At 41.4% G+C, this 13,588-nt stretch carries 17 protein-coding genes and 1 rRNA gene (1 of these 18 running past the window's edge); 4 read left to right on the top strand and 14 right to left on the bottom strand.

What is annotated here, in order from left to right:
• A 16S ribosomal RNA gene (locus ACN6MY_RS02885) occupies window positions 1-499 on the bottom strand (it extends 1,052 nt beyond the left edge of the window).
• A gap of 292 nt (window positions 500-791) precedes the next feature.
• Window positions 792-1,010, bottom strand: coding sequence for a hypothetical protein (locus ACN6MY_RS02880; protein WP_419884053.1), 219 nt, complete (start codon window positions 1,008-1,010; stop codon window positions 792-794).
• Window positions 1,011-1,144: 134 nt separating this feature from the next.
• On the opposite strand from ACN6MY_RS02880, the gene pdaB reads away from it, so the two are divergent.
• Window positions 1,145-1,894, top strand: coding sequence for a polysaccharide deacetylase family sporulation protein PdaB (pdaB, locus tag ACN6MY_RS02875; RefSeq protein ID WP_419882674.1), 750 nt, complete (start codon window positions 1,145-1,147; stop codon window positions 1,892-1,894).
• A 54-nt stretch (window positions 1,895-1,948) separates the two neighbouring features.
• Here pdaB and ACN6MY_RS02870 read toward each other — a convergent pair whose 3' ends face one another.
• Window positions 1,949-2,608, bottom strand: coding sequence for a KinB-signaling pathway activation protein (locus tag ACN6MY_RS02870; RefSeq protein ID WP_419882673.1), 660 nt, complete (start codon window positions 2,606-2,608; stop codon window positions 1,949-1,951).
• Between the two features lie 137 nt (window positions 2,609-2,745).
• Here ACN6MY_RS02870 and gerD point away from each other — a divergent pair, with 137 nt between their 5' ends.
• Complete coding sequence (gene gerD, locus ACN6MY_RS02865; RefSeq protein WP_419882672.1) at window positions 2,746-3,372, top strand: spore germination lipoprotein GerD; 627 nt, start codon at window positions 2,746-2,748, stop codon at window positions 3,370-3,372.
• Window positions 3,373-3,513: 141 nt separating this feature from the next.
• Here the strand turns inward: gerD and ACN6MY_RS02860 are convergent, their stop codons facing one another.
• The 5 genes from ACN6MY_RS02860 to ACN6MY_RS02840 all read right to left on the bottom strand — a co-directional run bounded on the left by ACN6MY_RS02860 (window position 3,514) and on the right by ACN6MY_RS02840 (window position 7,927).
• The gene (locus ACN6MY_RS02860) at window positions 3,514-4,569 is read right to left on the bottom strand and encodes a P-loop NTPase (RefSeq protein WP_419882671.1); all 1,056 of its coding nucleotides are present in this window, start codon (window positions 4,567-4,569) and stop codon (window positions 3,514-3,516) included.
• Between the two features lie 290 nt (window positions 4,570-4,859).
• Window positions 4,860-5,582, bottom strand: a complete 723-nt coding sequence (gene cwlD, locus ACN6MY_RS02855) for an N-acetylmuramoyl-L-alanine amidase CwlD (protein ID WP_419882670.1) — start codon at window positions 5,580-5,582, stop codon at window positions 4,860-4,862.
• Between the two features lie 92 nt (window positions 5,583-5,674).
• Window positions 5,675-6,118: a YbaK family protein gene (locus tag ACN6MY_RS02850; protein ID WP_419882669.1), complete on the bottom strand. Its 444-nt coding sequence runs from the start codon at window positions 6,116-6,118 to the stop codon at window positions 5,675-5,677.
• A gap of 299 nt (window positions 6,119-6,417) precedes the next feature.
• Window positions 6,418-6,726: a hypothetical protein gene (locus tag ACN6MY_RS02845; RefSeq protein WP_419882668.1), complete on the bottom strand. Its 309-nt coding sequence runs from the start codon at window positions 6,724-6,726 to the stop codon at window positions 6,418-6,420.
• Window positions 6,727-6,853: 127 nt separating this feature from the next.
• Window positions 6,854-7,927, bottom strand: a complete 1,074-nt coding sequence (locus ACN6MY_RS02840; RefSeq protein WP_419882667.1) for a CotH kinase family protein — start codon at window positions 7,925-7,927, stop codon at window positions 6,854-6,856.
• A 172-nt stretch (window positions 7,928-8,099) separates the two neighbouring features.
• On the opposite strand from ACN6MY_RS02840, the gene ACN6MY_RS02835 reads away from it, so the two are divergent.
• A complete protein-coding gene (locus ACN6MY_RS02835; protein ID WP_419882666.1) occupies window positions 8,100-8,525 on the top strand; it encodes a hypothetical protein in 426 nt (141 codons plus the stop codon).
• A 323-nt stretch (window positions 8,526-8,848) separates the two neighbouring features.
• Entirely contained in the window at window positions 8,849-9,160 is a 312-nt protein-coding gene (locus tag ACN6MY_RS02830; protein ID WP_419882665.1) for a tyrosine-type recombinase/integrase, read from the top strand.
• A 115-nt stretch (window positions 9,161-9,275) separates the two neighbouring features.
• On the opposite strand, the gene rpsI is transcribed toward ACN6MY_RS02830, so the two are convergent.
• The 6 genes from rpsI to ACN6MY_RS02800 all read right to left on the bottom strand — a co-directional run bounded on the left by rpsI (window position 9,276) and on the right by ACN6MY_RS02800 (window position 13,534).
• The gene (rpsI, locus tag ACN6MY_RS02825; protein WP_419882664.1) at window positions 9,276-9,668 is read right to left on the bottom strand and encodes a 30S ribosomal protein S9; all 393 of its coding nucleotides are present in this window, start codon (window positions 9,666-9,668) and stop codon (window positions 9,276-9,278) included.
• 20 nt (window positions 9,669-9,688) lie between these two features.
• Window positions 9,689-10,126: a 50S ribosomal protein L13 gene (rplM, locus tag ACN6MY_RS02820; RefSeq protein WP_419882663.1), complete on the bottom strand. Its 438-nt coding sequence runs from the start codon at window positions 10,124-10,126 to the stop codon at window positions 9,689-9,691.
• Window positions 10,127-10,301: 175 nt separating this feature from the next.
• Complete coding sequence (truA, locus tag ACN6MY_RS02815) at window positions 10,302-11,039, bottom strand: tRNA pseudouridine(38-40) synthase TruA (RefSeq protein WP_419882662.1); 738 nt, start codon at window positions 11,037-11,039, stop codon at window positions 10,302-10,304.
• An 11-nt stretch (window positions 11,040-11,050) separates the two neighbouring features.
• A complete protein-coding gene (locus tag ACN6MY_RS02810; RefSeq protein WP_419882661.1) occupies window positions 11,051-11,854 on the bottom strand; it encodes an energy-coupling factor transporter transmembrane component T family protein in 804 nt (267 codons plus the stop codon).
• Window positions 11,847-12,719, bottom strand: a complete 873-nt coding sequence (locus tag ACN6MY_RS02805; RefSeq protein ID WP_419882660.1) for an energy-coupling factor ABC transporter ATP-binding protein — start codon at window positions 12,717-12,719, stop codon at window positions 11,847-11,849. Before ACN6MY_RS02805 ends, ACN6MY_RS02810 begins: the two co-directional genes overlap by 8 nt.
• Window positions 12,695-13,534: an energy-coupling factor ABC transporter ATP-binding protein gene (locus tag ACN6MY_RS02800; RefSeq protein WP_419882659.1), complete on the bottom strand. Its 840-nt coding sequence runs from the start codon at window positions 13,532-13,534 to the stop codon at window positions 12,695-12,697. Before ACN6MY_RS02800 ends, ACN6MY_RS02805 begins: the two co-directional genes overlap by 25 nt.
• Between the last annotated feature and the right edge of the window lie 54 nt (window positions 13,535-13,588).

Below are 13,588 nucleotides of genomic sequence, written 5' to 3'. Positions count from 1 at the left end.
GTTAGGTACCGTCAAGGTGCCAGCAGTTACTCTGGCACTTGTTCTTCCCTAACAACAGAGCTTTACGACCCGAAGGCCTTCTTCGCTCACGCGGCGTTGCTCCGTCAGACTTTCGTCCATTGCGGAAGATTCCCTACTGCTGCCTCCCGTAGGAGTCTGGGCCGTGTCTCAGTCCCAGTGTGGCCGATCACCCTCTCAGGTCGGCTACGCATCGTGGCCTTGGTGAGCCATTACCTCACCAACTAGCTAATGCGCCGCGGGCCCATCTGTAAGTGACAGCCGAAACCGTCTTTCCATCTTTCCTCATGCGAGGAAAGAACGTATCCGGTATTAGCTCCGGTTTCCCGAAGTTATCCCAGTCTTACAGGCAGGTTGCCCACGTGTTACTCACCCGTCCGCCGCTAACTTCAGGGAGCAAGCTCCCATCCATTCGCTCGACTTGCATGTATTAGGCACGCCGCCAGCGTTCGTCCTGAGCCAGGATCAAACTCTCCGAAGAAATGTTTGACTTGCTCATTTGCTTTTAGAGTGTGTGCTCACTATTTTAAAACGTTGGCGCTTAGTTTTGTTCAGTTTTCAAAGAGCAATCTCGGTCGTTTATCTCGTAAGCGACTTTAATATCTTACCAAACCTCTATCTGTCTGTCAACATTTTTTTGGAAAAAGTTTTTAAAAAGTTTTTTAATACTTGTTTAAAATCCCTTTGCTAACAACAGCTTTTTTAATATATCAGCCTTTTTTACTGTGGTCAACAACTTTTTCACCAAAACATATCATTTTTATTTTCTTATATCATTGACCGGGAGTTATCCTCATATATTTCATGCATTCATTTGACGGCGCGACCCGCTTGAATAAGTTAAAAAGGATTTTATATCTTTCTTCCATCGCTCTTTTAACAATATGGTCAATCCTGTCATCCTGCAAATCAAAAAGGATTTCGTCCAGCTCCCTTTTTACGATATATTCCATTTCTTTCTGTTCTTTTTCATTTATCACGAATCCAAGCATCATTTCACCTCTAAACCCGTTTCCCCTTATTTTTTCCATAAATCTTTTTTTTATAATGCCTCCCCTCAAATTTGGCATATCTTTATGAAAAACACATAGGATGAGACAAGAGCATCTGGACGAGGTGATGATGATTGAATTTCTTTTTGGTTCTTAACGCACGAACCATAAAACAGCTTTCCCTGATTCTCCTGACTTCTTTAGCGGCAGCTTGGTTTCTTTTTGTGCAAGATGTTAAAATACCTGTCTTTTCTTCGCCAGATGGCCCAAAGGCTGTTTATAAAGGCGAAAAGAATGTTGCACTCACTTTTAATATTGGATGGGGAGATGAACGGGCAATACCGATTTTGAACACGCTAAAAAAAGAAAATATAAAATCGGCTACCTTTTTTCTTTCCGGTGCTTGGGCAGAACGGCACCCTGACACTGTGGCCCGAATCAGCAAAGAAGGCTTTGAAATCGGGTTGCTCGGCTATGCCTACAAGGATTATTCCGACTTAAAGGATGAAGAAATCCTACGTGATATCTCCAAGGCACAGGAGGTATTCAAAAAATTGAATATTAGTGATATTGAATTCCTGAGGGCTCCAACGGGGCATTTTGACAAAAGGCTTCTAAAAATCAGCGAAAAGATGGGATACACGGTGGTCCATTGGAGTGTAGATTCCAAGGACTGGACCAACCCAGGGGTCAAGGTAATCATAAATAATGTCGACCAGGCCGGCAAAGGGGATATCATACTGCTTCATGCATCAGACTCCGCCAAGCAAACGAACAAAGCTTTGCCTGAAATTCTGGATGAACTGCGATCAAAAGACCTTACCTTTGTTACAATTTCACAAATGATTTCAAACTCGAGCACAAATACCGAAGAAATCAAATAAAATCACAGGTTCAAGGTATGCCTTGGACCTGTGTTTTTATTTTGCCTTGGGTTTCTATTTGCCAGATTGTTCTGAAGTTTCTGCTCGCGGCAATCCCTTTTTAGCAGCTAACTCCTTTTGTGACGCTTCAATCATGCTATTTAAAATAAGCAGCTGATAGGTGTTGCACACCAGAAGAGTTATCAACATGAAATAAAGCCATCCCTGGTCATTCGTTCTAAGTACCGGAACCCATTCAATGATTGTGATGCCCGTCATAAAAAATAAAGCAGGTATGAATGCTGACTTATTGGTTTGCTTCATTTTCAAATACGCCACAATGAATGCAATAATGACAATAAGAGAAACAAGTGTTAAATCAGTAAGCAAACTGCCTTTTGTTTCTGCATTAGAATGGCGAAGATAAATAAAATCGAACAGGACAAATACCATCAAAACAACTTGTACTGAATTCCACAAGGACACGCTCTTAAACAGGCCAAGTCCAAACCTGTGAACAGTCAGATATGCAAAAAAGCCTGCCTGGCTGATTACACTGAAGATAAAGCCCACGCCAACAAGCCATATAAAACTTGTAAGAATTCCCTTCACATCTGCAGAAGTAAAGAGATGCGCAAACTCATTCCAGCGCGCTAAATATCCCACAATCCCTCCGGTTAAACCGCCCAAAATTAATGTTGTTACAAATAAGCGAACTATATTCCTGCTGTTCATTATTTTCCCCCAACACTATTCTCTTTTTCCTTGATTGTACCAATCAGCATATCAAAATGCCACATTTTCTATGCGGCGAATAAATTTCCGGCACTGACCCATATTAAAAATATGATGTTAAGAAAGGGGCTCTGAGTATGAAATTTGGGGTTACTTTACTTCTTTTTTCCATGCTTTGCTTAGCTTGTGCCGGCTGCGGCCAAAGCGGTGCAGGTGCTGAAAAAATGGATTATGAAGCAACGAAAAAAATGGTTGTCGATATATTAAAGACCGATGAAGGAAAAAAGGCTATACAAGATGTTATGAATGATGATTCAGTAAAAAGCCAGCTGATTATGGATCAAAAAGTAGTGACAGATTCCATTGAGAAGACCGTTACTTCCGATAAAGGAAAACAATTCTGGGAAAAAGCTTTTAAAGATCCGAAATTTGCCGCCGCCTATGCTAAGGGATTGAAAACTGAACATGAGCGTTTACTGAAAGATATGACTAAAGATCCCCAATACCGCGGGATGATTATTGAAGTGATGAAGGAGCCTGAATTACAAAAGGAATTTAATGATTTGTTAAAAACCAAAGAAATGCGGGAGTTTTCAAAGCAAACTCTCATCGAAACGATGGACAGCCCTCTTGTCAGGGCAAAGATACAAGACATTCTTTTAAATGCCGCCGCGCAAACCCAGAAGTCAGCAGCTGCATCAGGCAGTAAAGGCACAAGCGGGGACAAGCAAGCACAGCCTGAAGATAACAGCAAAAAACAATGAAAGAAAAATGGGATGGCCAAAAACACGGCCATCCCACTTTTAGTTTACCTCTTTATGAACAATCTATAGACATGGTTTCAAAGGCAGCGAAGGCCTTATATTCCCGTTTAGGATTGCCAGGACGCAATCTGATACTGCTTTTTAATTCTGCAGTTTATTGATTACTTTTTCGGCAATGTCGGTATAAATTCTGCCTAAACGATGCTCTGGAGCATATATGGACGGAGCAAAGTCTTCTTCGTTCCAGTCAGGCTGCTGCAGCGGCAGCTGTCCCAATACTTCTGTGCGAAGTTCTTCTGCCAGCTTTTCTCCTCCGCCTTGACCGAATACGTATTCCTTCTCGCCAGTTGTCTTGCTTTCAAAAAAGGACATATTTTCGATGACACCAATTACTTCATGTTCTGTTTTGATAGCCATGGCACCCGCTCTGGCTGCTACAAAGGCTGCTGTCGGATGCGGGGTAGTGACGATGATTTCCTTGCAGGAAGGAAGCATGGTATGTACATCCAGCGCTACATCTCCGGTTCCAGGAGGCAAGTCAAGTACGAGGTAATCAAGGTCTCCCCATTCCACTTCATTGAAGAAGCTGTTAAGCATCTTTCCAAGCATGGGCCCTCTCCAGATAATTGGAGCATTATCTTCCACAAAGAAGCCCATTGAAATGACTTTTACTCCAAAGCGTTCAACCGGAATGATTTTCTTGCCCCTTACAACAGGACGGTTAGAGATCCCCATCATATCCGGAACACTAAATCCATAGATATCAGCATCCACTAATCCAACTTTTTTGCCTAGGCGGGCTAAAGCAGTTGCAAAGTTAACCGAAATGGTAGATTTGCCTACTCCTCCCTTTCCGCTCGCAATGGCAATAAAGGCAGTTTTGCTGTTAGGGCTAAGTAAACCAGGAGCCTCTTCCGGTGTATTTACGCGATGTTTTGCCAATTCTTCTTCCGGCAAGTCAGTAAAGCGGATTCCAACTGAATCAGCACCATTGCTTTTAAGCAATTCCACAATTTTTGTCTGCAGCTGAAGCTGTTCCCCTGTGCCGGTCTTAGCAATGGCAATTTTCACGCTTACATGGTTTTTTTCTGCCTTGATCTTTACTTCTTGAATCCCATTTGTTTCATTTAATGTTTTATGCAGAAAAGGGTCATTTAAGCCCTTAAGTAAGTCGAATACTTTTTCTTCAGTAATCAAAACAGACACCCACCTTTAGTGAATTCATTTTTCAAATAATAGTATACCACACACCTTAAATGTTTCTGAAACCTCAAACATTAGCAGGAGGCTGAATTAATTGAAAGCACTATCAACCCATCAAGGTAATCAGAAGGGAAAGCGGACTGACATAGACCACTCACCTCCCGAATGCGAACGGCTGATGCAGAAAACCAGAGGCAATTTTGACAGAACTAAAATAAAAAGGCAGTGCTTTTTCCGATTCTCATGCCTGGACATGAAAGATGGTTATGCACTGCCTTTTTCACCTATTGCTGATCTTTTGACGGAACCGTGTCTTCCGTAAAATATCTCAGCACGCCCTTATAGATAGACGCCGCAATTTTTTCCTGATAAGTATCCTTGATCAGGTTTCCACGCTCTTCAGGATTCGACAGAAACCCGATTTCAACCAGAGCTCCCGGTTTTTTTGCATTTCTCATCAGATAGATATTGTTGATGATTTTCGCACTCCTTGAGGTGTTCTCCAAATTTCTCTTTATTTCGGCCTGAATAAACTGGGCCGCCCTCTCATTTTCCTCATAGCGAGCGGTATAAAAGGTTTGCGCCCCTTTCCACTTTGAGGACGGAAAAGCATTTAAATGGATGCTCAGGAAGAGATCTGCATTAGATTGATTAATCATCTTCACCCGATTCCGAAGATCTTGCTGCTTCCTCATCCGAATGCCCTTGGTATCCTTATCAGCCAGGTCTTTATCATTTTTTCTTGTCAGCACAACAAAAGCGCCTTGTTCCTGAAGAAAATCCCTCAGCTTTAAAGTGACAGCCAATGATACTTCCTTTTCAACAATAGAATTAACATTTGCTCCGCCGTCCGGCCCTCCATGTCCCGCATCCAGTACAATTACTTTGCCTGTAAGCGGCAGGTTCCATGACTTCCAGGAGTCATCATCCATAAATTTTATGCCAATCATTAAAAACAAGGCAATAAAGCCAACAGCAATCCCCGTATATATTAGCTTTCTTTTCATACAGTTCTCCTTCCGGCTAGTCCTCCATATTTAAAAATATGGGACAACACCTGAAAATAGAACTGCTTACATGCTTGCTGATTCTACATGAATTAATGAAGACGCATTTTATATCTTTTTTCTCCTTTGCCAAAGCCGTCTTTCCACCACACCTCTACATAAGCTGTGCAGCGATAATAAAGATCTTCACTGTACAAATCGATATCACCGACTTTTCCCCAATATAAAATGAAATTAAAAAGCGTATCAATCAGATGCTTTTCTTCCTGAGCGCATCGTAACCGGGCCATATCCTCCGATTCGCCGTAATAGCCAAACTTGCTGAAACGGGCACCAAGCAAAAAAGCCTCTATTGCTATATCAAAGCAGCCCTCTTCTAAAACATCCGAAAAATAAATGCCAATCGACTTATCCGAACCAAAATGCTGAAACACTCTCTTCTTCATATTTTCAATCGACAAATCCCTAAGCAGCCTTCTCTCATACTTAACCTGCTTCTCCCTCTGCCGTTCCTTTAAAGTTGTAATTACATTCATCCTAGCACCTCACTGATGGGGTCAGACCCCATTTCCCGGAGTATTTCCCGGTTTATTATTAGTGTTTGCATGCTGGGTGCGGTGATTCTTTTTTTTGGTGATTTTGCGGATGGCAATTATTTATCAGGATGACTGAGCTATTTTTTTGGGAGGCTTTATGTATGAGGATATAATGACAGCGGTCACTAATTATAACTTGATTCTGGTTCGGTGGTTCAGATAAGGTGCAATTAGTTAATCAATGCCTACATCTGTTCTGCTTTGTGTAACTTAAGATTCTAAGGAAATTGATTCAGCGGTTAAAAAGCTCTGTCTATGTTTGTGCCAGTTAAAACCCAATTGGAATAATTCCTTAATATATGGGAAAGAAAACTTTCACGGCATAAAAAAGACCCCCAACCAAAATGGCTGAGAGCCTCCCGAGCGCCAAAAATTAACGCTTTGAGAACTGAGGTGTGTGTTTTATCAAAAATCACACCATCTTCCTTTGTCATAAGAGTAAAATAATCTTCTCCTACAGCTAGAAGTTTCCCAACTCGTGATTCTGCTCCGCCTCTGTCCACCCTTAGTATCTTTCCAACTAATGACTGCATCATATCCTTATTCATGCTGCTTTTTTCCTCCTAAAATTAGTTTTCCTGTACTATATGTGAGACAAAGTACTATAGTAAATGCCCTATTTCGTGTACCTGTCAAATTAGGAAATAAAAGCAGCCAAGTAAAGAACTAACGGAATTAAGATAAGTGAACTAACTCCCTTAATAAGTACAGCCTTCTGTTCCGGACAAAATCCAGTATGAATTGGGATTCTGATAAAAAAACCGGCATTTTCTTCACCATATATGGATCTTTATCAATCCATGGTTTTATTTTTTCAATCTCCGCATAAATCAATGGTTTTTGCTGGTATTCAGTAAATTTATTCTTGAGGATATCCTCCATGATTTTCTTGTATAAGCTTCGAAATGTGGAGTTATAAAGAATCCGGGCAGACAATGTGTTATACCCCTCAATTGGTATATAGTCGTACGGCAGTAACTCCCCATGTCTATTCCTTCCCCATGTTCCATCACAATCCCAAGGGGAAATTTCAAAAAGGCCCGTCCCACTGTTCCAATAAAGGGCATAGTTATGGATAAAACCATCGAAATTCTGTGTGCATACAACTCCCGAAAGCCATTTCAAATACTTTTCTATATCAATCATCTTAGGTATTTCGCGTTCAAATTCCAGATTGGACAGAGTGTTAATCTTGTAAATAAGATCAGAGAGCAACTGCTCACCTTTCCCATTAGTATCGAATACTTCAGAATATCCCTGAAGTATTTCTGTTTTTGCTTCTTCTTCTTCAGTCAATAAAGAAAAATTTGCATCATTGTCAGTCGCATAAAAGATTGCACCTTCAGGAAGATTCCATTTCTTTAGAAAAAATTCATCAAATGATTCAAGCTCAAGATAAATCCCCTTAAATTGGCCATTCAAATATAACAAAGCATGCTGTGCCCGTGGTGTAATAACCCCCAGACTTCTGAAAAAATCCAGGGACAGCTTGTTTCGGATCAGGGAAGGATCCTTATACTCGCTGTTTAAATGGATCACGTGATTCCTATTTACTACATAAGGTTTTTTAAAGGTAATTTGATAGGATTTTTTTTTATATTTTCTTATGGAGTCTCCCCTATAGGTAATATCAATTAATAATTTCTTTGCATCGTGCTTGAGTATTCCTGGAACTACATCATCACTCCAAATATCCTTGTTTAAGGTTTGAAGATCTTTAGGATGAATATAGACTTTATAACTATTCACGATAGAACTCTCCCTAAAAATTTCTTTTTGTTTCTAAATTATGTACCCTCAGTAAAACGGTGACCTACACAGGTTTTTATCAAATTTTATCAGAGGGCTCTTAATGCCCAAGCAACTGATAAAAAAATTCATACGATGGATTAAAAAGCAATTTCAGGAAGGATGAATTTTATTGACGGTAACATACGATATTGCAAAAGCAATTTCTGATTCAGCTCATAACGGCCTTGCAGGATTTATGGTAAATAACCCGGTAGAAAAAGATTATGATACTCTTACAATCGAAATGAAAAACAAATCTAAAGACAATAAGTCTGGTGAAAAAAACGGCAAAGGCGATAATTCTGGTAAAAAAAATAGGTCCAAGGGTAATAAATCCGGCGGCATGAACGGTTCTAAAGGCAATAAATCCGGTGGTAAGAACGGTTCCAAGGGCAACAAATCCGGTGGTAAGAACGGTTCTAAAGGTAATAAATCCGGCGGTAAGAACGGTTCTAAAGGTAATAAATCCGGCGGCAGGAATGGCTCTAAAGGCAACAAATCCGGCGGCAGGAATGGCTCTAAAGGCAATAAGTCCGGTGGTAAGAAAAGGAGATAAGGTAATAAGTCTGGCGGTAGGATGTCTCTAAAGACAAAGTTCATTAATGGCGGAAGATGCACGCCTCGTTAAAAGGATATCTATCTTAATAAGGGAGTTCATACTTTGAGCCCTTTTTTAAGATAGATGATTCCGCACTTTACCTGGGATGACATTGATTTCGAAGCAGGATCTATTCGGTTGTGGAAGACTCTTTTTCAAGCAAACGGTACAGATGTCTTTCAAACACCTAAAACCAAGGATTCTAGGCGTTTAATTAGCTTAGATACCTCCAAACCCTTTCTTTGCTAAAAAAGTGGCGTATAAGCCAAATTGAAGAGAATTTGGCTTATGGGGAAAAGCAGGGACAAAACAACATAGTATTTACTAGGTCAGACGGTACTCCACTCAGATTAGCTTATTTAAACGAGAAGCTGAATGGTTTAGTTAAGCAACACAATTTACACCCTATCACTATTCATGGATTACGCCATACACATGCTTCTTTGTTATTTGAAGCCGGAGCAAGCATTAAAGAGGTTCAGGAACGATTAGGTCACTCAGATATTCAAATGACAATGAACGTCTATACACACGTAACAGACACTTTAAAAGAACAGACCGCTGAAAAATTTCAAAAATATATTGAGCTTTAGAGGTGGTCATATGTGGTCAAAAATAATTTCGTGGTCAAAATGTGGTCAAAGGTAAGTTTTAAGCATAAAAAAGACCCCCAACCAAAATGGTTGAGAGCCTCCCGAGCGCCAAAAATTAACGCTTTGAGAACTGAGGTGCACGACGAGCACCTTTAAGACCGTATTTTTTACGTTCTTTCATACGTGCGTCACGAGTTAATAGTCCTGCAGATTTCAATGAAGGACGGTATTCAGGATCAACTTGCAGCAATGCACGAGCGATGCCGTGACGGATTGCTCCAGCTTGTCCAGTGTATCCACCGCCATTAACATTTACAAGAATATCGTATGTGCCAGTAGTTTCAGTAGCAACTAGGGGCTGCTTCACTATTTCACGCAATGCTTCGAATGGGATATATTCATCAATTCCACGTCCGTTGATAACAACGCGACCTTCGCCTGGTACTAAACGTACACGAGCTACAGAGCTCTTACGGCGACCAGTACCATAATATTGAACTTGTGCCAAGATAGTAACCTCCTTATTAATTATCCGCGTAATTCATATACTTCAGGCTGTTGAGCTTCGTGCTTATGCTCGCCGCCAGCGTATACGTGCAATTTTTTAAAGATTTGACGACCAAGAGAGTTCTTTGGAAGCATGCCTTTGATAGCAAGCTCAAGCATTCTCTCAGGGTAGTTTGTTCTCATCTCAAGAGCAGTTCTTGTCTTAAGACCGCCTGGGTGCATAGTGTGACGGTAGTAGATTTTGTCAGTAAGTTTCTTACCAGTTAGTTCGATCTTTTCTGCATTGATCAAGATAACATGATCACCAGTGTCAACGTTCGGTGTAAATGTAGGTTTGTTTTTGCCGCGTAAGATGGCTGCTACTTCACTAGCAAGACGACCTAAAGTTTGACCTTCAGCATCGATTACATACCATTTACGATCAACTTCGCTAGCTTTCGCCATAAATGTTGTACGCATGATTACCCTCCTAAAAAATGTTCATCCATTTTGTTATATTTATTTTCAATCACAATAAACTTCCGGGGCTTATCGCGGGATTAAAATACATACCATATTATATTATATTCTCGAGAAGACATTGTCAAGAGAATGTTACACCAGGTTTAGTTGTCATGAAGATTTTTTTTCACGATTAATCATAATGAACTTTCCACAAGTATAAACCATGGCCTGGAGCCGTTTTCCCAGCCAGAGCCCGATCCTTCCCCTCTAAAATCCGCGGAATATCACCTGGTGCCAATTTCCCGCTGCCTGCTTCAAGGATAGTGCCAGACAGGATCCTGACCATATTATATAAAAATCCATTTCCTCTGAAAGAAAAAACTAAAGTATCTCCTTCGTCAGCCAATTCAATTTCTTGAATGGTCCTCACTTTATCAGACACTTCCGTTTTTGCCGAACAAAAGCTTGTAAAGTCATGGGTACCCTTTAAATATGCCATCGCTTCCTTCATACGGGATTCATCCAGCGGATAAGGATAATGATGGGCATAATGCCTTCTAAATGGATCCCGCTGGGAGGAGCGGGATATAACGTACCTGTATTCTTTTCCCTTAGCATCAAACCTTGCATGAAAGTCAGCTGCTGCAGGCTGAAGCTGCAGGATGGCTATATCATCCGGCAATAAGGCATTCAGCGCCTTAATCCAATTGACTTCAGGAAATTCATATGGAGAATCAAAATGCACAACCTGTCCGCGTGCATGGACTCCTGCATCGGTTCTTCCTGAGGCAGTGATTTTAACTTCCTGCCCTTTATGCATCTTTCTAAGTGCCTGCTCAATCTCACTCTGAACGGTCCGTTTAGAAGGCTGAACCTGATAGCCTGCAAAACCGGTTCCGTCATAGGAAACAACAGCTTTATATCTCATATGAACCGTCCTTACGCCCAATATCGTAAATAAAATAAAATGATAGTCAGCACAAAAAGAGCAAGCAGCAGCAAAGAATCTATGGCCTGCCATTTCAGCTGGCGGTATTTCGTCCTGCCTTCACCGCCGCGATATCCCCTGGCTTCCATGGCAATGGCCAATTCCTCTGCCCTTTTAAAAGAGCTGACGAATAACGGAACAAGCAAGGGGACAATTGCCTTGATCCGATTTTTAATAGGCCCGGATGAAAAATCGACGCCTCTTGCAGTCTGTGCTTTCATAATCTTATCCGTCTCTTCCATAAGCGTCGGAATAAAGCGGAGGGAGATCGACATCATGAGAGCCAGTTCATGGACAGGCAGCTTCCATCTTTTTAAAGGATTCAGAAGCTCCTCCATTCCGTCGGTTATCGAAATAGGCGTAGTAGTCAACGTTAATAGAGAAGTAACCATAATCAAAAAGGTAAACCGGAGAGAGATGAATATCCCTTGTCTCAGGCCTTCTTCATGGATTTCAATCCAATTGAATTTATAAAGAATGGCTCCTTCCTTATTGAAAAAGATTTGAAGAAGGAAGGTAAAAATAATCAGGAAAAAAATAGGCTTAAGTCCGTTATAAAGAAAACCGAATGGGATTTTTGAAAGGATGATCAAAGAAATAGTAAAAACCCCGACAACCGTGTACGCTTTCCAATTATCTGCAAGGAAGATGATGCATACAAAAAAGAAGACCAGAATTAATTTTGCCCTTGGATCCATTTTGTGAAGCAGGGAATTCATTGGGACATAGCGGCCTAATATCATTTTATCAAGCATTATCTCCCCTCCGTTCCAAGACCTTTTTAACCTCACTGGCGAGGTCACCAATTGTTAAACAAGGCCTCTCAAAGGCTATTCCCAGCTTTTCCTGAAGCTTCAGCTGAAAACGGACTGTATCAGGCACATCAAGCCCCAGTTCCATCAATTGTTTCGGCTGTGAAAAAATTTCAAGCGGAGCCCCTTTTTGAAAGACTGTCCCCTGGTGCATGATAATGATTTCATCAGCATAACGTGCTGCATCCTCCATACTATGGGTAACCAGGATCGTAGAAATGCCTCTTTCCTTATGAAGGCTATAGAACATATCCATAATTTCCTTGCGCCCGCGCGGATCTAAACCTGCTGTAGGTTCATCAAGTACAATTACTTCCGGCTCCATGGCAAGGACACCGGCAATGGCTACTCTTCTCATTTGCCCTCCTGATAAATCAAAAGGAGATTTGTATAGAATATCCTCGTCCATGCCCACCTGCTTAAGAGCTTTTCTGGCCAGGATTTTCGCTTTTTCCTCAGAAACCCCAAAATTCATGGGTCCAAAAATCAAATCCTTTTCAACGGTTTCTTCAAACAGCTGATGCTCAGGAAACTGGAAGACGATACCCACTTTCTTTCGTATCGGCCGCAGCTCCTTCTCTTTCCTTCCAGACTCTATGGTCCGCTCACCAATGGTAACCTTCCCTTTTGTGGGCTTAAGCAAGGCATTTAGGTGCTGCAAAAGTGTGGACTTTCCAGACCCTGTATGTCCAATGATAGCAACGTAAGATCCTGATTGAATGTCAATGTTGACATCATGCAGTGCACGATGCTCAAAGGGGGTCGAAGCCTGGTAACGATATTCTACATCTTGAAGTGTGATTCGCATAAATCCTTCACCAGCTCTTCCTCTATCAGATGGCCACTTTCAACATCAATCCCCTGCATACGCAATGCTTTGCTCAGCTTTACAGTAAAAGGGATATCCAGCCCTAATTCCAATAGTTCATTTTCCAATTTAAAAATCTCAGCAGGGGTCCCTTCACGGTAAACCTTTCCCTGATTCATGACAATAATCCGGTCGGCTCGCGAAGCTTCTTCTAAGTCATGGGTAATGGAAATAACAGTTAAGATATTTTCATCTTTCAATTGCCTGACCGTTCCCAGCACTTCCTCACGCCCGCGCGGATCGAGCATGGACGTCGCTTCATCCAGAATAATAATATCCGGGCGAAGTGCCAGTACTCCTGCAATAGCCACACGCTGCTTCTGACCTCCTGAGAGATGGTGCGGCTCTTGATCGAGAAATGTGTCCATTTTGACCTTTTTCAGGGCATTATGCACACGCTCAACCATAACATTTTGCGGAACACCTGAATTTTCCAAACCAAAAGCCACATCATCTTGAACAGTGGTTCCTACAAATTGATTGTCGGGGTTTTGAAACACCATCCCTATCCTTTTGCGGGCATCCCAAACTGTTTCCTCTGTCAAAGGACTGCCATTAATGAGTATTCTCCCTGAATCTGCAAAATGAAGGCCGTTTAGCAATTTTGCCATTGTTGATTTTCCTGAACCATTATGGCCTACGATTGCCAGCCACTCACCTTTATATATATCAAAAGAAACACCATCTACGGCATTCCTCTCCTGATCTTCATATTTAAAAATAACATCCTCTAAAGAAACCAGCTTCTCTTTCATGTGGCCCTCCCTGTACTCAGCTATTTCTCTATCATATCTCAGCTCTGCTCGCTT

This window comes from Peribacillus sp. B-H-3 (genome assembly GCF_048572925.1).
GTDB lineage: Bacteria > Bacillota > Bacilli > Bacillales > DSM-1321 > Peribacillus.
This window is presented reverse-complemented; position numbering and strand designations above follow the sequence as displayed.